Annotated in this window: 19 protein-coding genes; 11 read left to right on the top strand and 8 right to left on the bottom strand. The window is 73.4% G+C overall.

Annotated elements, in window-relative coordinates:
• Positions 1-17: 17 nt before the first annotated feature.
• The gene (locus ABZW11_RS21130) at positions 18-1,202 is read right to left on the bottom strand and encodes a transposase (protein WP_355419495.1); all 1,185 of its coding nucleotides are present in this window, start codon (positions 1,200-1,202) and stop codon (positions 18-20) included.
• 308 nt (positions 1,203-1,510) lie between these two features.
• Here ABZW11_RS21130 and hutU point away from each other — a divergent pair, with 308 nt between their 5' ends.
• From hutU to hutI, 4 genes are read left to right on the top strand one after another with little or no spacing between them, the layout of a single operon-like run.
• On the top strand, positions 1,511-3,166 hold the full coding sequence (hutU, locus tag ABZW11_RS21125; protein ID WP_355419493.1) for a urocanate hydratase: 1,656 nt from the start codon (positions 1,511-1,513) through the stop codon (positions 3,164-3,166).
• A gap of 46 nt (positions 3,167-3,212) precedes the next feature.
• A complete protein-coding gene (locus ABZW11_RS21120; RefSeq protein WP_355419491.1) occupies positions 3,213-4,436 on the top strand; it encodes an allantoate amidohydrolase in 1,224 nt (407 codons plus the stop codon).
• Positions 4,427-5,767 (top strand): formimidoylglutamate deiminase, encoded by a 1,341-nt coding sequence (locus ABZW11_RS21115; RefSeq protein ID WP_355419489.1) that lies wholly within the window; start codon positions 4,427-4,429, stop codon positions 5,765-5,767. The genes ABZW11_RS21120 and ABZW11_RS21115 overlap by 10 nt, the downstream gene beginning before the upstream one ends.
• A 19-nt stretch (positions 5,768-5,786) precedes the next feature.
• Complete coding sequence (gene hutI / locus ABZW11_RS21110; RefSeq protein WP_355419487.1) at positions 5,787-6,938, top strand: imidazolonepropionase; 1,152 nt, start codon at positions 5,787-5,789, stop codon at positions 6,936-6,938.
• Between the two features lie 6 nt (positions 6,939-6,944).
• Here hutI and ABZW11_RS21105 read toward each other — a convergent pair whose 3' ends face one another.
• Positions 6,945-7,082, bottom strand: a complete 138-nt coding sequence (locus ABZW11_RS21105) for a hypothetical protein (RefSeq protein ID WP_355419485.1) — start codon at positions 7,080-7,082, stop codon at positions 6,945-6,947.
• A gap of 99 nt (positions 7,083-7,181) precedes the next feature.
• Positions 7,182-8,351, bottom strand: a complete 1,170-nt coding sequence (locus ABZW11_RS21100) for a cytochrome P450 (protein ID WP_355419483.1) — start codon at positions 8,349-8,351, stop codon at positions 7,182-7,184.
• Between the two features lie 86 nt (positions 8,352-8,437).
• Here ABZW11_RS21100 and ABZW11_RS21095 point away from each other — a divergent pair, with 86 nt between their 5' ends.
• The 3 genes from ABZW11_RS21095 (at position 8,438) to ABZW11_RS21085 (ending at position 11,589) form a co-directional block, all read left to right on the top strand.
• On the top strand, positions 8,438-9,508 hold the full coding sequence (locus ABZW11_RS21095) for a TetR/AcrR family transcriptional regulator (RefSeq protein ID WP_355419481.1): 1,071 nt from the start codon (positions 8,438-8,440) through the stop codon (positions 9,506-9,508).
• Positions 9,509-9,729: 221 nt separating this feature from the next.
• The gene (locus ABZW11_RS21090; protein ID WP_355419479.1) at positions 9,730-10,437 is read left to right on the top strand and encodes a TetR/AcrR family transcriptional regulator; all 708 of its coding nucleotides are present in this window, start codon (positions 9,730-9,732) and stop codon (positions 10,435-10,437) included.
• Between the two features lie 237 nt (positions 10,438-10,674).
• Positions 10,675-11,589, top strand: coding sequence for a DMT family transporter (locus tag ABZW11_RS21085; protein ID WP_355419477.1), 915 nt, complete (start codon positions 10,675-10,677; stop codon positions 11,587-11,589).
• Here ABZW11_RS21085 and ABZW11_RS21080 read toward each other — a convergent pair whose 3' ends face one another.
• The 4 genes from ABZW11_RS21080 to ABZW11_RS21065 form a co-directional block, all read right to left on the bottom strand.
• Positions 11,590-13,137, bottom strand: coding sequence for a two-component sensor histidine kinase (locus ABZW11_RS21080; RefSeq protein WP_355419475.1), 1,548 nt, complete (start codon positions 13,135-13,137; stop codon positions 11,590-11,592).
• 67 nt (positions 13,138-13,204) lie between these two features.
• Positions 13,205-14,068 (bottom strand): SMP-30/gluconolactonase/LRE family protein, encoded by an 864-nt coding sequence (locus ABZW11_RS21075; RefSeq protein ID WP_355419473.1) that lies wholly within the window; start codon positions 14,066-14,068, stop codon positions 13,205-13,207.
• A 52-nt stretch (positions 14,069-14,120) separates the two neighbouring features.
• Positions 14,121-15,242 carry an MFS transporter gene (locus tag ABZW11_RS21070; protein WP_355419471.1) on the bottom strand — a complete coding sequence of 374 codons (1,122 nt, stop codon included), beginning with the start codon at positions 15,240-15,242 and terminating at the stop codon, positions 14,121-14,123.
• 80 nt (positions 15,243-15,322) lie between these two features.
• Positions 15,323-15,802: an Rrf2 family transcriptional regulator gene (locus ABZW11_RS21065; RefSeq protein ID WP_355419469.1), complete on the bottom strand. Its 480-nt coding sequence runs from the start codon at positions 15,800-15,802 to the stop codon at positions 15,323-15,325.
• A gap of 255 nt (positions 15,803-16,057) precedes the next feature.
• Here ABZW11_RS21065 and ABZW11_RS21060 point away from each other — a divergent pair, with 255 nt between their 5' ends.
• Both ABZW11_RS21060 and ABZW11_RS21055 read left to right on the top strand, forming a co-directional pair.
• Positions 16,058-16,903: a metalloregulator ArsR/SmtB family transcription factor gene (locus ABZW11_RS21060; RefSeq protein WP_355419467.1), complete on the top strand. Its 846-nt coding sequence runs from the start codon at positions 16,058-16,060 to the stop codon at positions 16,901-16,903.
• On the top strand, positions 16,900-17,499 hold the full coding sequence (locus tag ABZW11_RS21055; protein WP_355419465.1) for a dihydrofolate reductase family protein: 600 nt from the start codon (positions 16,900-16,902) through the stop codon (positions 17,497-17,499). Before ABZW11_RS21060 ends, ABZW11_RS21055 begins: the two co-directional genes overlap by 4 nt.
• Here ABZW11_RS21055 and ABZW11_RS21050 read toward each other — a convergent pair.
• Positions 17,496-17,666 (bottom strand): transposase, encoded by a 171-nt coding sequence (locus tag ABZW11_RS21050; protein WP_355419606.1) that lies wholly within the window; start codon positions 17,664-17,666, stop codon positions 17,496-17,498. The two genes, ABZW11_RS21055 and ABZW11_RS21050, sit on opposite strands and share 4 nt — an antisense overlap.
• Before the next feature lie 26 nt (positions 17,667-17,692).
• Here ABZW11_RS21050 and ABZW11_RS21045 point away from each other — a divergent pair, with 26 nt between their 5' ends.
• Both ABZW11_RS21045 and ABZW11_RS21040 read left to right on the top strand, forming a co-directional pair.
• Positions 17,693-18,328: a site-specific integrase gene (locus ABZW11_RS21045; RefSeq protein ID WP_355419463.1), complete on the top strand. Its 636-nt coding sequence runs from the start codon at positions 17,693-17,695 to the stop codon at positions 18,326-18,328.
• 20 nt (positions 18,329-18,348) lie between these two features.
• A complete protein-coding gene (locus ABZW11_RS21040; protein ID WP_355419461.1) occupies positions 18,349-18,921 on the top strand; it encodes a site-specific integrase in 573 nt (190 codons plus the stop codon).
• The last annotated feature ends 89 nt before the right edge of the window (positions 18,922-19,010 follow it).

The following is a 19,010-nucleotide window of genomic DNA, read 5'->3' as shown; positions in this document are numbered from 1 at the left end:
AAGGGAGCGGCTTCTCGCTAGGCCGCTTCCGCAGCCCGGCGAAGGGCAAGCCCTGCCCTGAGAATGTTGACGGCCGCGTTCACGTCGGCGTGCGCGGCATGCCCGCACGCCGTGCACGCGAACGCGGCCTGGGTGACGCGGTTGTCCTTCGCGCGGTGCCCGCATCGGGCGCATGTGCGGGAGGTGCCGGCGGGGTTCACCGCGATCAGCTCCCGACGGGCGCTTTCAGCCTTGTACGCGAGGATCTGCAGGAACACCCCCCAGCCCGCGTCCAGCATGCTCCGGTTGAGGCCCGCCTTTTGCGCGACGTTGCGGCCGGGAGCCTCGATCGTGCCGGACGCGCTGCGGGTCATGTTCGTGATCCGCAGGTCCTCGTGCACGATCACGTCATAGTCGCGGACCAGCACCAGCGCGGCCTTGTGCGCGTGGTCCAGGCGCTGGCGTCGGACCTTGCCGTGCAGCGCCGCGACGCGGGCCACCGCCTTGCGCCGCCGCTTGGAGCCGCGCTTCTTGCGGGCCAGGTCGCGCTGAGCGGCGGCGAGACGATCGGCGGTCGCGGCCAGGTGGCGCGGGTTGGCCAGATGCTCACCACCGGAGGTGGTGACCAGCCAGGCGACGCCCAGGTCGATCCCCGTTACGGCGCCTGTGGCGGGCAGCGGCTCAGCGGGCACGTCGTCGCACGACAGGACCACATACCAGCGCGAGCCCTCCCGCTTCACGCTGATCGTCTTGACCCAGCCCCGGATCGGGCGGTGCCGGTGGACGCGGACGTGCCCGACACCCTGAAGTCGCACGAACGTGGCCGAGGGGTGCTCGGGCTGGGAGTCCCACCGGCAGCCATCGCCGTCCTTCGGCCATTCCACGCTGTCGAACCGGCCACGTCCCTTGAAACGCGGAAAGCCCGGCGTACGCCCGGCCTTGACGCGGTCGAAGAACGCGCGAAACGCCCTGTCCAGACGGCGCAGCGTGGCCTGCTGCGAGGAGAACGACCACCGGCCCTGCCCACCGGCATCGTCGGCGCGGATGTGCTTCAACTCGGCCGACTGGTCGCCGTACCGGACGCTCACCCCGGCTTTGGCGTAGGCCGTACGGCGGTGCTCAAGGGCTGCGTTGTACAACGTGCGATGATCCTCCAGGCACGCCCCCAGCGCGGCGGCCTGCTTGACCGTTGGGCGCAGCAGGAACGTGAACGACCTACGCACCGCCACCTCCCTTGCACGGCCGCTCATCCTGCGTCCCGATACAGCGCCGCACCGTCTCACCCGACACCGCGCCCGGCACCGCGCCGGCCGGGGCCACGAAGCAGGACCGCGACCACAGCGCGGGCAACCGGGAACCCAGGTGCGGGAACGTCACACGATCATTACAGCAGCGTTATCCATGTCATGCGCGATGAACGGAGATCTCTGATGCACGGACCTGACAGGTCACTTCACACTCGGGCCTTGACGGCCCTCCCGCTCCCGATTCCCCCGTCGTCCAAAGGCGACGGTCCCCTTAGGAGAGCCTGATGGAAGGCGCACGCCCGGTCAGGGCCGCCCGTGGCACCGAGCTGACGGCCCTCGGCTGGCAGCAGGAGGCCGCCCTGCGGATGCTGCAGAACAACCTCGACCCCGAGGTGGCCGAGCACCCCGACGACCTCGTCGTCTACGGCGGGACGGGCCGCGCCGCCCGTGACTGGCGCTCCTTCGACGCGATCGTCCGCACGCTGCGCACGCTCAAGGCCGACGAGACGATGCTGGTGCAGTCGGGCCGGCCGGTCGGCGTGATGACGACCCACGAGTGGGCGCCGCGCGTGCTGATCGCCAACTCCAACCTGGTCGGCGACTGGGCGACGTGGGAGGAGTTCCGGCGCCTGGAGGCGGCGGGCCTGACCATGTACGGGCAGATGACGGCCGGTTCGTGGATCTACATCGGCACCCAGGGCATCCTGCAGGGCACGTACGAGACGTTCGCCGCGGTCGCGGCCAAGCGGTTCGGCGGCTCGCTGGCCGGTACGATCACGCTGACCGCCGGGCTCGGCGGCATGGGTGGCGCCCAGCCGCTGGCCGTCACCATGAACGGCGGCGTCGCGATCTGCGTGGAGTGCGACCCGTCGCGCATCCAGCGCCGCCTCGACCACGGCTACCTCGACGTCGAGGCCGACGACCTGGCGCACGCCCTGCGGCTGGCCACCGAGGCCAGGGACGCCCGCAGGCCGCTGTCGATCGGGCTGCTCGGCAACGCCGCCGACGTGCTGCCGCGCATGCTGGCCGAGGGCGCGCCGATCGACGTGGTGACCGACCAGACCAGCGCGCACGACCCGCTGGCGTACCTGCCGCTCGGGGTGGCCTTCGAGGACATGGCGGCCGAGCGGGACAAGGACCCGGCCGGCTTCACCGAGCGGGCGCGGGCGTCGATGGCGCGGCACGTCGAGGCGATGGTCGGCTTCCAGGACGCCGGGGCCGAGGTGTTCGACTACGGCAACTCGATCAGGGGCGAGGCGAAGCTGGCCGGCTACGCCAGGGCCTTCGACTTCCCCGGCTTTGTGCCCGCCTACATCAGGCCGCTGTTCTGCGAGGGCAAGGGGCCGTTCCGGTGGGCGGCGCTGTCGGGCGACCCGGCCGACATCGCGGCGACCGACCGGGCGATACTCGACCTGTTCCCCGACAACGAGCCGCTGGCCCGGTGGATCCGGATGGCCGGGGAGAAGGTGCACTTCCAGGGGCTGCCGGCGCGCATCTGCTGGCTCGGGTACGGCGAGCGTGACCGGGCGGGCGAGCGGTTCAACGACATGGTGGCCTCGGGCGAGCTGCGGGCGCCGGTCGTGATCGGCCGCGACCACCTCGACTGCGGGTCGGTGGCCTCGCCGTACCGCGAGACCGAGGGCATGCGCGACGGGTCCGACGCGATCGCGGACTGGCCGCTGCTCAACGCCATGGTGAACGTGGCCTCCGGCGCCTCCTGGGTGTCGATCCACCACGGCGGCGGCGTCGGCATCGGCCGGTCGATCCACGCCGGGCAGGTGACGGTGGCCGACGGCACGGCGCCGGCCGGGGAGAAGATCAGGCGGGTGCTCACGAACGACCCCGGCATGGGGGTGATCCGGCACGTGGACGCCGGGTACGAGGAGGCCGAGGAGGTCGCCGGCCGCACCGGCGTGCGCGTGCCGATGAGGGAGTCGTGATGCCGTCGTCGTCGTTCCAGCCGTTCCTGTCGTGGGAGGGCCGCTGATGCCGCCGTCGTTCCAGGAGATGTGGGCGGAGCTGCTGCCCGTCGGCCGGCACGCCGGGTCCGGCGGTTACCGGCGCTTCGCGTGGACCTCGGCGGACGCCGAGTGCCGCGGCTGGTTCCGCGAGCAGGCGGCGGCGCGCGGGCTGGACGTCGAGACCGACCGCAACGGCAACCAGTGGGCCTGGCTCGGTGACCCTTCTGCGGGCGACGCCGTGGTGACCGGGTCACATCTGGACTCGGTGCCGGACGGCGGCGCGTTCGACGGGCCGCTCGGCGTGGTGTCGGCGTTCGCGGCGCTGGACGAGCTGGCGGCGCGGGGCGTGCGGCCGTCCCGCCCGGTCGCGGTGGTGAACTTCGGCGACGAGGAGGGCGCCCGCTTCGGGCTGGCCTGTGCGGGTTCGCGGCTCACGGCCGGGCAGCTCACGCCGGAGCGGGCCGCCGCGCTGCGCGACGCCGACGGCGTCACGCTGACGCAGGCGATGGAGCGGGCCGGTCACGATCCTGAGGCGATCGGCCCCGACGACGAGCGGCTGGCCCGCATCGGCGTGTTCGTGGAGCTGCACGTCGAGCAGGGCCGCCACCTCGCCGACACCGGATCGCCGGTGGGCGTGGCGTCGGCGATCTGGCCGCACGGGCGATGGCGCTTCGACTTCAGGGGCGAGGCCAACCACGCCGGCACCACCCGCATGCAGGACCGGCACGACCCGATGCCCGCCTACGCGGCGACCGTGCTGGCCGCGCGGGAGCGGGCGGCGGCGGCGGGCGCGCGGGCCACGTTCGGCAAACTGCTCGTCGAGCCGAACGGCGTCAACGCGGTGCCGAGCCTGGTGCGGGCCTGGCTGGACGCGCGGGCGGCCGACGAGGAGACGCTGGCGCTGCTGCTCGGCACGATCGAGGGCGCGGCCCGCGAGCACGCGGCCCGCGAGGGGGTGGAGGTCGGCCTGGAACGCGAGTCGTTCACGCCGGTCGTGGACTTCGCGCCCGCGCTGCGCGACGAGCTGGTGCGGCTGCTGGCGGCGCGGCGGCCGTACGAGGTGCCGGTGCTGCCGACGGGCGCCGGGCACGACGCCGGCATCCTGGCCGCGAAGGTGCCGACGGCGATGTTGTTCGTCCGCAATCCCACCGGGGTGTCCCACTCCCCCGCCGAGCACGCCCGCGAGGACGACTGCGTGGCAGGGGTGGAGGCGCTGGCCGACGTGCTGGAGGGGCTGGCATGCCGGTGACGTACCACGCCGAGCACGCCTGGATCGGCGGCGCGGTCGTGCCGGGGGTGGTGATCGAGGTGGCCGGCGGGCGCGTCTCCGGCGTCCGGACGGGCGTCGCCACTCCCCCGCCCGGCGCCTCGGTGCTGCGCGGCCTGACCCTGCCCGGCCTGGCGAACGCGCACTCACACGCCTTCCACCGGGCCCTGCGCGGCATCGCGCAGCGCGGCTCGGGCACGTTCTGGACCTGGCGCGACACCATGTACGACGTGGCAGGCCGGCTCGACCCCGGCACGTACCTGGACCTGGCCACCGCCGTCTACGCCGAGATGGCGCTGGCCGGGATCACCTGCGTGGGCGAGTTCCACTACCTGCACCACGCGCCGGGCGGCGCCCCGTACGCCGACCAGAACGCCATGGGCGAGGCACTGATCGAGGCGGCGGCGCGGGCCGGGATCAGGATCACGCTGCTCGACACCTGCTACCTGTCGGCCGGGTTCGGCGCGCCGCCCGAGCGGCACCAGCTCCGCTTCAGCGACGGCGACGCCGAGTCCTGGGCGGCCCGGGCGGGCGAGCTGAAGGAGCGGCCGCACGCCCGGATCGGGGCGGCGGTGCACTCGGTGCGCGCGGTCCCCGCGGACCAGATCGCGACCGTCGCGGAGTGGGCCGCGGGGCGGGCGGCGCCGTTGCACGCCCACCTGTCGGAGCAGCCCGCCGAGAACGAGGCGTGCCTGGCCGCCCACGGCCGCACGCCCGCCGCGCTGCTGGCCGAGCGGGGCGCGCTCGGCCCGCGTACGTCCGCCGTGCACGCCACCCACCTGACCGGCGACGACATCGCGCTGCTCGGCGGCTCGGCCACCACCGTCTGCATGTGCCCCACCACCGAACGGGACCTCGCCGACGGCATCGGCCCGGCCGCGGACCTGGCCGCCGCCGGGTCACCGATCAGCCTGGGCAGCGACAGCCACGCCGTGATCGACCTGTTCGAGGAGGCGCGGGCGGTGGAGCTGGACGAGCGGCTGCGCACGCTGCGGCGCGGCCACTGGAGCGCCGCCGCGCTGCTGCGCGCCGCCACCGAGGACGGCCACGCCTCGCTGGGCTGGCCGGAGGCGGGCAGGATCGAGGCGGGCGCGCCGGCCGACTTCGTCACGGTCGCGCTCGGCTCCGTCCGCACGGCGGGGCCGCCGCCGTCGCTCGGCGCGGAGACCGCGGTGTTCGCCGCGTCCGCCGCCGACGTCCGGCACGTCGTGGTGAACGGCCGCCCGATCGTCCGCGACGGCACGCACCTGCTGGTCCAGGACGTGCCCGGCGCGCTGTCCCGCACGATCGCCCACCTCACCACCCAGCTGTGACGCAGAAAGGAGCCGCGCCGTGTCCGTCGCCATCACCGGGATAGGCAGCCTGCTCACCAACGACCCCGAGCTGGGCACGATCACCGGCGCCGCCGTCGTGTTCGACGCGGGCCGGGTCGTCTGGGCCGGGCCGCAGGCGCGGGTGCCCGACGCCGACGAGCGGGTGGACGCGGGCGGGCGGGCCGCGATCCCCGGGTTCGTGGACTCGCACGCGCACCTGGTGTTCGCCGGTGACCGCACGGCCGAGTTCGACGCCCGCATGTCGGGCCAGCGCTACACGGCGGGCGGCATCCGCACGACGGTGACGGCGACCCGCGCGGCGAGCGACGCGGAGCTGGACGCGAACGTCGCCAGGTACGTCGCCGAGGCGCTGCGCCAGGGCACCACGACGATCGAGTGCAAGTCGGGCTACGGCCTGACGGTCGAGGACGAGGCCCGCGCGCTGCGCATCGCGGCAGGTCACACCGACGAGGTGACGTACCTGGGCGCCCATGTGGTGCCGCCGGAGTACGCCGGCGACCCGGACGCGTACGTGGACCTGGTGGCGGGACCGATGCTGGACGCCTGCGCCCCGCACGCCCGCTGGGTGGACGTCTTCTGCGAGCGGGGCGCGTTCGACGGCGACCAGTCCCGCAAGGTGCTCACGGCCGGGCAGCGGGCGGGACTGACGCCTCGGGTGCACGCCAACCAGCTCGGCCCGGGGCCGGGCGTGCGGCTGGCGGTGGAGCTGGGCGCGGCGTCGGCCGACCACTGCACGCACCTCGACGACGAAGACGTGGACGCGCTGGCGAGCGGCTCGACGGTGGCGACGCTGCTGCCCGGCGCGGAGTTCTCCACCCGCTCGCCGTACCCGGACGCGCGCCGCCTGCTGGACGCGGGCGTGACGGTGGCGCTGTCCACCGACTGCAACCCGGGGTCCAGCTTCACCAGCTCGATGCCGTTCTGCGTGGCGCTGGCCGTGCGCGAGATGGGCATGACGCCGGACGAGGCCGTGGCCGCCGCGACGCTGGGCGGCGCGCGGGCGCTGCGCCGCGACGACGTGGGCCGCCTGTCCCCCGGCGCCCGCGCCGACCTGGTGCTGCTGGACGCGCCGAGCCACGTCCATCTGGCCTACCGGCCGGGGGTCCCGCTGGTGGCGGGGGTCTGGCGGGGCGGCGTACGCGAGGTCTGACGGCGCTCACATGCGCTCGGCGCCGGCCCTGATCGCCTGCCGGATGCGGGGGTAGGTGCCGCAGCGGCAGATGGTGCGGATGCCGTCGAGGTCGTCGTCGGTGATGGCGCGGCCCTCGGCGGCGACCCCGCGCACGAGGTCCACGGCGGCCTCGCCGTGCCGAGCGTGGTCGTCGACCTCGACGACGAGCAGCCGGCCGGCATCGCGCGGCGGTTCCTCGTGCCGATGCTGGAGCCGCGCTGGTCAGCCCAGGGCGACCGGCAGGGCCGCCAGGCGCAGCGTCCCCGGATCGGGCAGGTACGCCGGCTCGCCCTTGAGCTCCATGCCGGGGAAGCGGCGCAGCAGGGCGCCGAGCGCGACGCCGGTCTCCACGCGGGCCAGCCCCGCGCCCACGCAGAAGTGCGGCCCGTGGCCGAACCCGAGGTGCGGCACGGGCTCCCTGGTGATGTCGAACCTGTCCGGCTCGTCGAACACGCGCGGGTCCCGGTTCGCCGCGGCCACCGAGACGGTGACCGGCTCGCCCTTGGGGATGCGCACGCCGCCGATCTCGACGTCCTGCGCGGCGAAGCGCGGCACGGTCATGATCTGCGGGGTGCACCAGCGGGCCAGCTCCTCCACCGCGCGCGGCATGAGCGCGGGGTCGGCGCGCAGCGCGGCCAGCTGATCCGGGTGGGCGAAGAGGGTGACCAGGGCGTTGGCGATGAGGTTGGCCGGGGTCTGGCCGGCCAGGACCAGCAGCCACACCATGGTGACCAGCTCGTCGTCGGAGAGCCTGTCGCCGTCCTCGCCGGCGAGGCGGGCCAGGTCGGAGACCACGTTCGCGGACGGCGTCGCGCGTGCCTCGGCGATCGCCTTCTTCGCGCCCTCGATGATGGCCGGCAGCGCCTCCTTGAACGCCTCGCCGTGGCCGCTCGCGACGGCGACGCCGTACTCGCGCCAGGCGGGGCGGTCGGCGGCGGGGATGCCGACCAGCTCGCAGATCACCTCCATGGGCAGCGGCCTGGCGAAGTGCGCGAGCAGGTCGGCCTCCTGGCCCGGCAGCTCGGCGAGCAGGCGGTCCACGACGGCCTCGATGCGCGGGGCGAACTCCAGTGCCTTGCGCGGCGTGAACGCGGGCGCGACGAGGCGGCGCAGGCGGGTGTGCTCGGGGCCGTTCATCTCGGACATCGTGCGCATGTAGCGGACGCAGTGCTCGGGGACGTCGGGGCGCAGGAAGCTGCCTGAGTTGATCTCGAGGCGGGGGTCGGCCAGCGCCGCCCTGGCCTCCTCGTAGCGGGTGACCGCCCACAGGTGGCCGAGCCCCGGCACCAGCAGCCGTACCACGGGGGACTTCTCCCTGGCCGGGGCGTACGCGGCGGCCAGGTCGCGCAGCACCGCGAGGTCGGACAGGTCTATCTCCGGCACGTCGGTCATGACGCCGCCTCTCATTTCGAAAGATGCCATCATCTGAATGTTGACGGTATCTTGCTTTTCGGGCGCACGGCAACGGAGGAGGGCGGTTGGTCAGGCTCACCAGGGCACAGACGCAGGAGCGCAACCGGGCGAAGGTGCTGGCGGCGGCCAAGGAGGAGTTCGCCGAACGCGGCTACCGCGACGCCAAGATCGACGACATCGCCGACCGGGCCGAGCTGACCCGCGGCGCGGTCTACTCCAACTTCCCCGGCAAGCGGGCCCTCTACTTCGCGGTGCTGGCCGACCTGGCCGAGCACGCGCCCGTACGACCTCCCGACGAGCCCGCGCTGACCGTGCGCGAGGCGCTCGGCGAGGTCGCGCGGGCCTGGGTGACCCGGCTGCCGCTGGTCACCGACGGCGAGCACGAGCCGAGCCGGCTGGGCATGCACCTGCTGCCCGAGATCCTCGCCGACGAGGCCACGCGCAAGCCGTACGCACAGCTCATGCGGCTCAACGCGATCCTGCTCGGGCTCGCCATGGAACGCCTGCGGCCGCCCCGCGAGCCGGACGGGCGGCTGGTGCGGCTCGCCGAGTCCGCGCTCACCGTCCTGCAGGGGGCCGCGCAGCTGTCGGCGGCGGCGCCCGGGTTCGTCGATCCGTTCGACGTGATCAGGACGTGCGAGCAGCTCGCCGGCCTCGACCTCGACGATCGCTGGTTCCAGGCCCCCACGACCCCCTCGGTCCTGTCCCCTGCCTCTCCCTGGGCACCGCCGTCCGGGACCGTCGACGCGGTCTGCGGCGAGCCCGCCCGCCCCGAGCGCGACGGGGTGGTGGCGGTGCTCGGCCTGCACCGGCTCTCGGCCGCCGAGGAGCTCGTCCGCGCCGCGCCCCCCGGCGCCGAACTGACCGTCGTCATCGTCACCGGCGCCCCCAAGGAGCTGCTCCCCCTGGCCCGCCTCGTCCTCGCCGAGGTGGTCACCTGCCTCCGCCAGGCCTTCCCCCGCGCCGCCTGGCCCCGTCTGCGCGTCCTGTACGACGACACGGGCGCGCTGGCTTCGGCCGCGGGCGTAGCGGACCCGGACGACCGCACGGAGGTGGCGCTGCGGGTGCGCCAGGGCCACGTGGAGCTGAGAGCCGAAGGCTTCGGCGCCTGCCACGCCGCCGCCCTCCACCCCTGACCTGCGGATGGGATGGGGTTCGCGTTCCGGTGGAACCGGGGTGGGTGGGTGCGCGGTCCAAGGTAAGGGCGACGCTCACGCCGGCGTCCAGAGCGGGCTCGACACCGCCGGGAGACCGGCCGACGCCGCCAGACGGCCCTTCCCGTCCGGCGGGTGCCGGGCGTCGCCCCCCGCCGGCTCCACCGCCCGCTTGCGGTGGCACGCCGTTCATAATGGGGACCGTGGTGGAGCAGGAGGCCGGGGCGGTCGTCGGGCGGCGTGAACGCAAGAAGCAGGCCACCAGGGCGGCGCTCAGCGCGGCCGCGCTCCGCCTCTCCCTGCGTCACGGCGTCGAGAACGTCACCGTCGAGCAGATCGCCGGTGAGGCCGACATCGCGCTGCGCACCTTCTTCAACTACTTCTCCAGCAAGGAGGAGGCGGTCGTGGCGACCCTCTCGGCCGCCGCCGAGCAGCTCATCGCCGAGTTCCGCGCCCGGCCGCCGGAGGAGACGGTGCTGGCGGCGTTCAGGGAGGCGGTGCTCACGGTCATGGACGCGAGCGACGCCGGCGGCCGGGACCACATCCGGGCGCTGCGGCTGGTCAGGACCACGCCGTCGCTGGTGCCGTACGAGCTGGCCGTCCTCGCCGCCCAGGAGCAGGCCCTGGCCGAGGCGATCACCGAACGCATCGCCCCGCCCTCTTCCGGGGCGGCCTCCTGCGACGCCGGCCTGGACGAGGGTGAGGGCGTCTATCCGATCGTGTGCGCCGGCGCCGTGCTGAGCGCGCTGCGCGTGGTGCTGGATCGGTGGTCGCGCCAGGCGGGCGAGACCGGCCTGGCGCCCGACATCGCGGTGCTGCGGCGCCGGTTCGACGCCGCCATCGCCGAGCTGGCGGCCGGCCTCGACCGCCCCGGCAGGGCGCCCGCCGGCCCAGACCCCGCCCCCGCCTGAACGCGCCTGCGACCGAGCCAGGCCCCACCCCCGGCGAGCGAGCATGCGGCCCTCCAGGCAGGTTAGGCCCCGCTCCTGCCTGAGCGAGCGTGCGAGCCTCCGGGCGGGCCGGCCTCGGTGGGCGCCCCCTCGGCCCCGTCCAAGGGCGCGTTCTGGCGGAAATCGCGTTGCGGGTGGTCGTCCCGGGTGACAGCATCGAAGACTTCTTACGGTGATGACTGTGCTGGTGGTGGCGGGATGCGGTGGGCGGGGGCGGTGCTGGCGGTCGGGTCGGCCTGTGGGTTCGCGTTCTCGGGGCCGATGGCGAAGTACCTCGTGGCGGGCGGGATGACGCCGGTCGAGGCGGTGTGGGTACGGCTGGCCGGGTCGGGGGTGCTCATGGTGCTCGTCCTCGGCCTGTTCCGGCCTGGGGCGTTGCGGATCGCCCGGTCGCGGTGGACGTTCGTCGGCCTGTACGCGCTGACGGCCGTGGCGGCCGTCCAGACCCTGTTCTTCGTGGCGGTGACCAGGCTGCCGGTCGGGATCGCGCTGCTGCTGGTGTCGATGGCGCCGGTGCTCGTGGTGGCCTGGGTCCGGCTGGTACGCCGCCTGCGCCTGCCCAGGTCCGCGTACGCGGGCGCGGTCGTCGCGGTCGCCGGCCTGGCGATCGTCGTGGAGGCGTGGCGGGAGATCCGCCTCGACGGGCTGGGCCTGGCGACGGGCCTGCTGGCGGCGGCCTGCTCGGCCGGCTACTTCCTGATGAACGAGAGCTTCGGCGACGAGGTGGACCCGCTCGCGCTCATCGCCTGGGGCACGGTGGGCGCGACCGTGGTGCTGGCGCCGCCGGCGTCGCCGTGGGACCTGCCCTGGGAGGCGTTCAGGACGTCGGTGGCGCCGGGCGGGGTCGAGCTGCCGGTGCTCGTGGCGTACCTGCTGATGGTGGTCGCGGGCACGGTGCTGCCGTACGTGTGGGGCGTGCACGCCGTGCGGCGGCTGTCGGCGGCGGTGGCCGCCACGATGGGCACGATCGAGGTCATCGCGGGGGCGGTGATGGCGTGGGGGTTCCTCGGGGAGACGCTGGGCGCGTTCCAGATCGCGGGCGGCGTGGTCGTGTTGTGCGGCGCGGTGCTCGCCCGCCGTTCGCAGCACGCTCCCGACCGCGTACTCGCGTGATCAGTCGCCGCCTCTGGGCGGCAGGTCGGCTCGGAGAAGCCAGCCGCCGTCGCCGTCGGGGCCCGAGCCGAGGGTGCCGCCCAGGGCGCGGACGCGTTTGCGCATCCCGGCCAGGCCGTGGCCGGAGGAGGGCAGGGGTTCCGACGTGGCCGGCGCGGGGCCGTTGTGCAGCCTGACCGACAGCCCGCCACCGGAGGCTACGACCGTGACCCGGACGCGGGTGCCGGGGCCGGCGTGTTTGAGCACGTTCGTCAGCCCTTCCTGGACGATGCTGGCGGCGCACGTGCGCAGCACCGGCGAGACCGTCGCCATACCGGGGTCGAGGCCGAGGTCCACGACGAGACCGGCGGCGGACATGCGGCGGGCCGCCGCGCGGATCAGCTCGGCCGCGTCGAGGTGGAGGCCGGCGCCGTGCAGCAGGTTGCCGAGGTCGCGCAGCACCTGGTTGCCCGTCTCGCGGATGTCGGTGAGCGCGTGGCCGACCGGCCCGTCGGGAGCGGCGTCGCAGGCGGCGCCGGCCCGCAGCACCATCGCGCCGACGTGGCCCGCCACCAGGGTCTGGACGTCGCGGGCGATGTGCTCGCGCTCGGCCAGCAGGTCGGCGCGGGCGCGGGCGAGCGTCAGGCGTACGGCCTCCTCGGCCCGCAGCCGCTCGGCCGCGGTGACGGCGCGGCGCATGCCGAGGTAACGGCCGACCGCGATCGGCATCGCCACCAGCGTCATCAGGAAGAGCACGCGCAGGGTGGTGATCCTGCTCAGCGGCTCGAACACGGCCACCGCGACCGCCACGCAGCCCGCCGCGTACGCCACGGCCGTCCGCGGCCACGACGCCACCCGTATCGCGAACACCCCCATCGCCACCATCAGGAGCAGCATGCCGGTGTCGGCGGCGCGGTGCAGGTGGGCGTCCGCGGCGAGCAGCAGCACCCCTTCGACGGCCACGACCAGGCCGGGCAGCCTCCTGGCCACCCCGAGCGCCAGCCCGGAGACGACCGCGGCGACCTGGACGATCGCGACCGGATGGCCGCCCGAGTGCCAGACGTCCCACGTGCTCAGCACGGCCAGCAGCACGCCGCCGGCCGCCAGCAGCACGTCGGGGGTGACGTCGCGGGTGCTGCGGTGCAGGTGGCCGCCGATGACGGCGGGCGCGGCGGGCAGCAGGAAGGCGAGCGCCATCGTGCCGGGGGTGACGCCGGGGGCCGCCACGGTGAGCGCCGTGGCCAGCATGGCGGCGGCCATCGGGCCGCGCGCCGCCCTGAGCCCGGAACGGTGGCCGGTCAGGCACAGCGCCACGCACAGCAGGATCTGCGCGCTGTCCGTGCCCGGCGCCAACCGGCCGGCGATCACGACGAGGGCGGCGAGGTAGACGGTGACGTGGCCTGGGCGCTGGCGTACGACGCCCATGGGCAGGCCGGCCAGCAGCGCCGCGGCGAACTCGGGCGGCGTCGGCGACGCGTTGCCCTCACCCGCGTACCCGTTGATCACCAGTTCCAGGGCGACGGCCGAAGCGGCGAACAGCCCATCCAGCGACACACCGCGCGAACGCATGCGCTAACGCTACCGATTGATCACCTCACCCGGGCACATCCTCGCGCCGAACGCGTTCGCGGCCCGGTCAGAGCGTGGTGGGCAGGACGGGGAGGCCGTGGATGCCGGGGTCGGCGGCGAAGAGGGCGCCTGCCTCGGGTTGTTCCGTGCGGTCCACGTCCAGGGCCGAGGTGGTGATGTAGAGGCGGTTGAGATCTGCGCCGCCGAAGGCGACGGCGGTGACCTTGCGGACCGGGAGGGTGACCACCGCGTCGAGCCGGCCGTCGGGAGCGTAGCGGTGGACGGCGCCGCCGTCCCACAGGGCCACCCAGACGCCGCCCTCGGCGTCCACCGTCAGGCCGTCGGGGGCACCCTGCGACGGGTCCACGACGGCGAAGGGGCGCCGGCCGCTCAGCCCGGTCTCCGGGTCGTAGTCGAGGACGTCCACGCGGCCGGTCCCGGTGTCGGCGTAGTAAGCCAGCCGGCCGTCCGGGCTGAAGCCGAAGCCGTTGGAGATCGTCACCTCCGGCAGCACCACGCGCAGCTCGCCGCCGGGCCCTGCCGCGTAGAACGAGCCGCGGCCGGGGGCGGAGTCGTAGGCCATGCTGCCGATGTAGAAGCGGCCGTCGGGGTCGCAGCCGCCCTCGTTCATGCGGACGCCGGGGTCGGTCCACGCCTCGCCGAGCGAGCGCAGCGGGGCGTCGAGGTCGTCGGAGTCGGCCAGCAGCAGCTCGCGCTCGGCGGCGACGACGTACCCGCCGGAGACGCGGGGGCGCACGACGGCGGCGACCTCGGCGACGTGACGGCGGCGCACCTCGCCGGCGGGCGTGAGCGCGAGGACGTCGCCGGCCAGCATGTCCACCCACCGCAGCCCGCCCCACCGGCCGGACCACACGGGCCCCTCGCCGTGCTGGGCGACGGGGCCGGTGACGGTGTACGCGGTGATGGTCATGCCGCTTCTCCTCCGTGATCGCCGGGGTAGGCCAGCCTAGTACGAGACGGGGTCAGGTCCGGCGGGTGGCCGTGACCAGCAGCAGGGCGAGCACCGCCAGCGCCGCGCCAGCCGCGTAGGTCACCGCCACCCCGTACGCCAGCGTCAGCCCGCCGGCGAGCGTGCCGGCGCCGATGCCCGCGTAGATGGCCGACGCGTTGAGCGAGACGACCAGGGACGCCTCCCCGGGGGCGACGCCGATGAGCCGGTGCTGCTGGGGCGGCGTCTGGCACCAGGTGCCCGCGCCCCACCCGGCGGCCAGCAGCCCGACGAGGACGACGGGCACGTCCTGTGAGCCCGCCAGCCGGCCCAGCCCGGCCAGACTGACAGCCATCACGACATATCCGGTCATGAGCACTCGGCCGGCGCCCCACCGGTCCGTGGCGTACCCGGCGGCCAGGTTGCCGAGGACGGCGCCCAGCCCGTACAGGAAGAGCATCGACGCCGTGGACTCCACGCCGACGGCGCGCATCGCGGGGGCGCTGTAGGCGTAGACGGTGTAGGTGGCGGCCATGCCGAGCACGGTCAGCGCCAGCACGGCGGGGACGGCGGGCCGCCGCAGCACCCTGAGCCGTACCCGCAGCGGCACCGGGGACCCGCCGGGCAGCGCCGGCAAGATCACGTACACGGCGGCGGCCACCACCACGCAGGCTCCCGCCACCAGGCCGAGCGCCGCCCGCCAGCCGAGCCACTGCCCGGCCAGCCCGCCCAGCGGCACCCCGGCCGCCGTCGCCACCGTGAGCCCGCCGACGACCGTGGCGAGCGCCCGGCCCCGCGCCTCGGGCCGCGACAGCGCCGCCGCCACCGCCCCGGCGTTCGGAGTGAACGCCGCCGCTCCCGCCGCCGCCACGACCCGCGTCACCAGCAGCACCGCGAACGTCGGCGCGAGCGCCGACCCCAGGTTGGCCAGCGCGAGCAGCAGCAGCGCGCCGACCAGCAGCGCCCGCCGCGACAGGCGGGCGGTCACGGTGGCGAGGACGGGCGACAGGATCGCGTACGCCACCGCGAACGCGGTCACCGACTGCCCTGCCGCCGTCTCGCTCACCTCTAAGGACGCGGCGAGCGGCGGCAGGAACCCCGCCACCACGAACGCGTCCGTCCCCACGGCGAACGCCCCCGCGGCCAGCACCGTCACGGGTGCGAACGTGCTCTTAACGGGGACATTCAGCATCCCGTTTTACCTCCTGGGTGTGTCATGACCCGGGCCGGGCCCGGTCAGTTGGCGAGGCGGGCGTAGTGGCGGCGGAAGCGGCCGGGCGCGGACGGGGCCGCCTCCCGCATGAGGTCGGCGACGGTCTGCGCCGCCAGCTCCCTGCGCCAGGCCAGCTCGGCGCGCCGCATCGCGATCACCACGCCGCACGGCTTCGCGAACGCGGTGGGCGGCTCCTCGGCGCCTGCCCCCTTCTGGCGGATCTCGGTGCACCTGAACGCTTCGTCCCGGCCTTCGATGGCGGCGACGACCTCCAGGAGCGTGATCCGTTCCGGCGCCCTGGCCAGCCGGAACCCGCCCTTCACCCCGGGCACCGAGGCGAGGATGCCGGCGCGTACCAGGTCCTGGAGCCGTTTCTTGAGGTAGACGGGTGGCAGCTCGAACAGCTCGGCCAGCTTCCCCGTCGGGATCGGCGCCTCGTCCTCCAGCCAGGCCAGGGCCAGGCAGCAGTGCAGGCCCCACTCGACCCCTTCACCCATCCGCATAAAAGGGGATATTACATGTCCTGTTTCGGACAAGGGGCTCCTAGGCGGGGCGGGGTTGGCGGCGGGTCCCACCCTTATAGACGGGGGGCCTGAGGTGAGTCCCGCCCATAAGGGCGGAGCGAGGCCCTTGGCGGCTTTCCGCCCTTCAGAGGTGTTCTTCGATCCTTAGTAGCGGACCTGCCCGATCCGGATGCCGCCCCACCATTCCGAGATATTCCTTGACACGAATATTCGTTGCGGTGAATACTTTTCGGCATGGACGCACTCCTCACCGCACTGGCCGACCCGGCCCGCTGGCGGCTTGTGGGCCTGCTGGCCGAGCGGCCTCGCCCGGTCGGTGTTCTCGCGCAGCTCGCCGAGGCGCGCCAGCCGCAGACGACCAAGCACCTGCAGGCCCTTGAGCGTGCCGGCGTCGTCACCTCCCAGCGCTCCGGCCAGCGCCGCGTCTACGCGCTCCAGCCCGCACCCCTACGGGAACTGGCGGCTGCGCTCACTCGGCTGGCCGACACCGCGGACCGAACCGGCGGCTCGCGCGAGACCTACGATCGCTACGAGCTCAGCCTCCGGACAGAGCGGCTCGCCGCCAAGGAGCCGGGGTGGGCCGACGGCCGCTCGTTCACTTTCCACCGGTCGCTGACAGCGGGTCCGGAAGAGGTCTGGCACCACCTGACCGAGGCCTCCCTGCTCGCCCGCTGGTGGACGCCGGCCGACCTGCGCGTCTCCGAGCTCGTCTTCGAGGCGCGACCGGGTGGGCGGATCGTCCATGAATACCGCGACGCCGAGGACACCGACGGCTCCGACCTGGTCGCCGGGCGCGCGCTGGGAGTCGTCGAGGACGTACGCCCCGGCGAGCGCCTCGCCTACCGGCTCTCCCCCCAGCTTCCCGACGGCAGCCTCGCCTTCACCGCCCACCTCGATCTCGGCCTCCGGCCCACCGGCACGGGAACAGAACTCGACGTCCACTTCCGCGTCACCGACAGCACGGTCGACTCAGCCGACTTCATCGCAGGCATCGAGATCGGCTACGGCCAAAGCCTTGACAAGCTCGCCGCGATCCTCGCTGCGGACACGCACGACACCGATACAAGGAGCACCAAATGACGAACTCGACCGGCCGCAGGGTGACCGCGAACCTGAGCCTGACCCTCGACGGGCGTTACAACGGTCCAGGCGGGCCCAACGACTTCGCCGCGTTCGCCCCCTATGTGACCAGCGAGGTCGCGCGGAACCACATGTGCGGCATCTGGGAGGGTGCGACGACGGCGCTGCTCGGCCGACTCAACGCCGAAGGATTCATGGGCTACTGGCCGGCGGTCGCCGAAGACGAGAACGCCGACCCGCGTGATCGCGGATACGCCAAGTGGCTGGTCGACACGGAGAAGGTCGTCTTCTCGACCACCTTGACCGAAGCGCCGTGGGAACGCACCCGCGTGGTGAACGCCCCCGCCGCCGATGTCGTTGCCGACCTCAAGGCCACTGGTGAGGGCGACATCCTCGTCAACAGCAGCGCGAGCATCATCAAGCCGCTCCTGTCGGCAGACCTGCTCGACCGGCTGCACCTCATGATCTTCCCTGAGATCGTGGGAGGTGGGCAGCGACTGTTCGACGATGGCCTGCCGGCTTCCAAGTGGATGCTCACCCGCCAGCAAAGCGGCGCACTGGGCGAGATCGCCATGGTTTACGACCGAATCCGCTAAGAAGGCAAGGCCCTCCATTTCGCCGCGTCGTCGGTGATGTACCTGATCGCATCGAACACGTCGCGGCGGTGATGCTTCTCCGGGCGACCACCCGTTCGGGCCTGGCAGGCGGGTGTCGGAAGAAGTGGCCTGTTAACTGAACTAAAGAGGGCATCGTTGCAGCTCAGAGGAGGTCGTGCTACGTTCCTCCGCCATGCGTCATCCGAACGATCAGCGGGACATTGCAGCGCTTGTCGTACCCGACATCGGTCAGCTCGTAGAGACCAGGGAGAAATGGGAGCCGTATCGGCTCGTAGACAGGGCCGGTGTGGTGATCGAGCCGGTCGCAGCCTTCTTCGCGGACCTGCAGGCGGCTGACCGATCGGTCTCGACGATCCGTTCCTATGGCCACGACCTATTGCGTTGGTGGCGCTTCTTGGTCGCGATCGGAGTCGCGTGGGACAAGGCGGTGCAGATCGATGCTCGGGACTTCGCGCGGTGGATGCAGATCGCGGACAAGCCGTCACGAAGCCGGCGCCGTTCCACACCCGACAGGGTGAACCCTGTGACAGGGAAGCCGCCACTGGGCCGGAAGTTCGCCTCGTCGACCAGAGCGCATGCCGAGACGGTGCTACGGGCCTTCTACGACTTCCACCTTGAGGCCGGGCGCGGCCCGATCATCAACCCGCTTCCACTCAACCGGTCGCGAAGGGCGAACAGGGCGAACGCTCACCACAACTTCTTGGACCCGTTCCGGGACGAGCGGCAGGGCCGCTATCGGCCGAAGGTTCCCAAACGGGTCCCACGGCGGATCCCCATGAGCAGTTCAACAACCTGTTCGCAGGACTGAATCACCACCGAGATCGGGCGTTGCTGGCGTTCTGGGTCTCGACCGCCGCGCGGGCGGAAGAGCTGCTGACAGCGCGACAGGGCCATGCGGATCCTGGGCAGCAACTCGTGGCGGTGGTCCGCAAGGGCAGCCGGGCTGTTCAGCAACTGCCGGCCTCTCCGGATGCCTTCGTCTGGCTCCGGCTCTACCAGGAAGAACTCTGGCGCAAGGGCGCCCCTCGCGGCGGCAGCGAACCGTTGTGGTTCACGCTTCGCCGTCCTTGGCGGCAGCTCGCCTATCCGGCCGCTCGCGCCATGTTCGCCCGCGCCCAAGTTCTACTCGGCTCGAACTGGACACTCCATGATCTCCGCCACACCGCGGCCTACCGGATGGCCCAGGACCCCGCGATGCCGTTAACCGACGTCCAGGGGATCCTCGGGCACGCACACCTGAGTACGACGCAGATCTACACCACGCCGACCCAGGAGGACGTCGTGGCCAGCGCGCTGGCCCATTACCGGCGGCAGGCCGAACGCCGGACGGTATCCGGCCCGCCGCCGAGCATCGGCTATAACCCCGACCCCCTGCAGGTCCTCTTCGGAGGCCGCTTGTGACGGCCGCGGCCAGGTCCACCATCCAGCCGGCGTGGTTGGGAGCCGACCCCACGCAGTTCCAGGGAGAGGCGGCTCGCAGACTGCTCACG

Origin of the sequence: Nonomuraea sp. NPDC004580, assembly GCF_040609855.1 — a bacterium.
Classification (GTDB): domain Bacteria; phylum Actinomycetota; class Actinomycetes; order Streptosporangiales; family Streptosporangiaceae; genus Nonomuraea; species Nonomuraea salmonea.
This window is presented reverse-complemented; position numbering and strand designations above follow the sequence as displayed.

What these genes read in the sequence shown, in the direction of transcription:
- hutU (WP_355419493.1), top strand. Translation starts at nt 1,511, where the DNA reads ATGGAAGGCGCACGCCCGGTCAGGGCCGCCCGTGGCACCGAGCTGACG.
- ABZW11_RS21120 (WP_355419491.1), top strand. Translation starts at nt 3,213, where the DNA reads ATGCCGCCGTCGTTCCAGGAGATGTGGGCGGAGCTGCTGCCCGTCGGC.
- ABZW11_RS21115 (WP_355419489.1), top strand. Translation starts at nt 4,427, where the DNA reads ATGCCGGTGACGTACCACGCCGAGCACGCCTGGATCGGCGGCGCGGTC.
- ABZW11_RS21100 (WP_355419483.1), bottom strand. Translation starts at nt 8,351, where the DNA reads ATGACCGACGTGCCGGAGATAGACCTGTCCGACCTCGCGGTGCTGCGC.
- ABZW11_RS21085 (WP_355419477.1), top strand. Translation starts at nt 10,675, where the DNA reads ATGCGGTGGGCGGGGGCGGTGCTGGCGGTCGGGTCGGCCTGTGGGTTC.
- ABZW11_RS21080 (WP_355419475.1), bottom strand. Translation starts at nt 13,137, where the DNA reads ATGCGTTCGCGCGGTGTGTCGCTGGATGGGCTGTTCGCCGCTTCGGCC.
- ABZW11_RS21075 (WP_355419473.1), bottom strand. Translation starts at nt 14,068, where the DNA reads ATGACCATCACCGCGTACACCGTCACCGGCCCCGTCGCCCAGCACGGC.
- ABZW11_RS21065 (WP_355419469.1), bottom strand. Translation starts at nt 15,802, where the DNA reads ATGCGGATGGGTGAAGGGGTCGAGTGGGGCCTGCACTGCTGCCTGGCC.
- ABZW11_RS21060 (WP_355419467.1), top strand. Translation starts at nt 16,058, where the DNA reads ATGGACGCACTCCTCACCGCACTGGCCGACCCGGCCCGCTGGCGGCTT.
- ABZW11_RS21055 (WP_355419465.1), top strand. Translation starts at nt 16,900, where the DNA reads ATGACGAACTCGACCGGCCGCAGGGTGACCGCGAACCTGAGCCTGACC.
- ABZW11_RS21045 (WP_355419463.1), top strand. Translation starts at nt 17,693, where the DNA reads ATGCGTCATCCGAACGATCAGCGGGACATTGCAGCGCTTGTCGTACCC.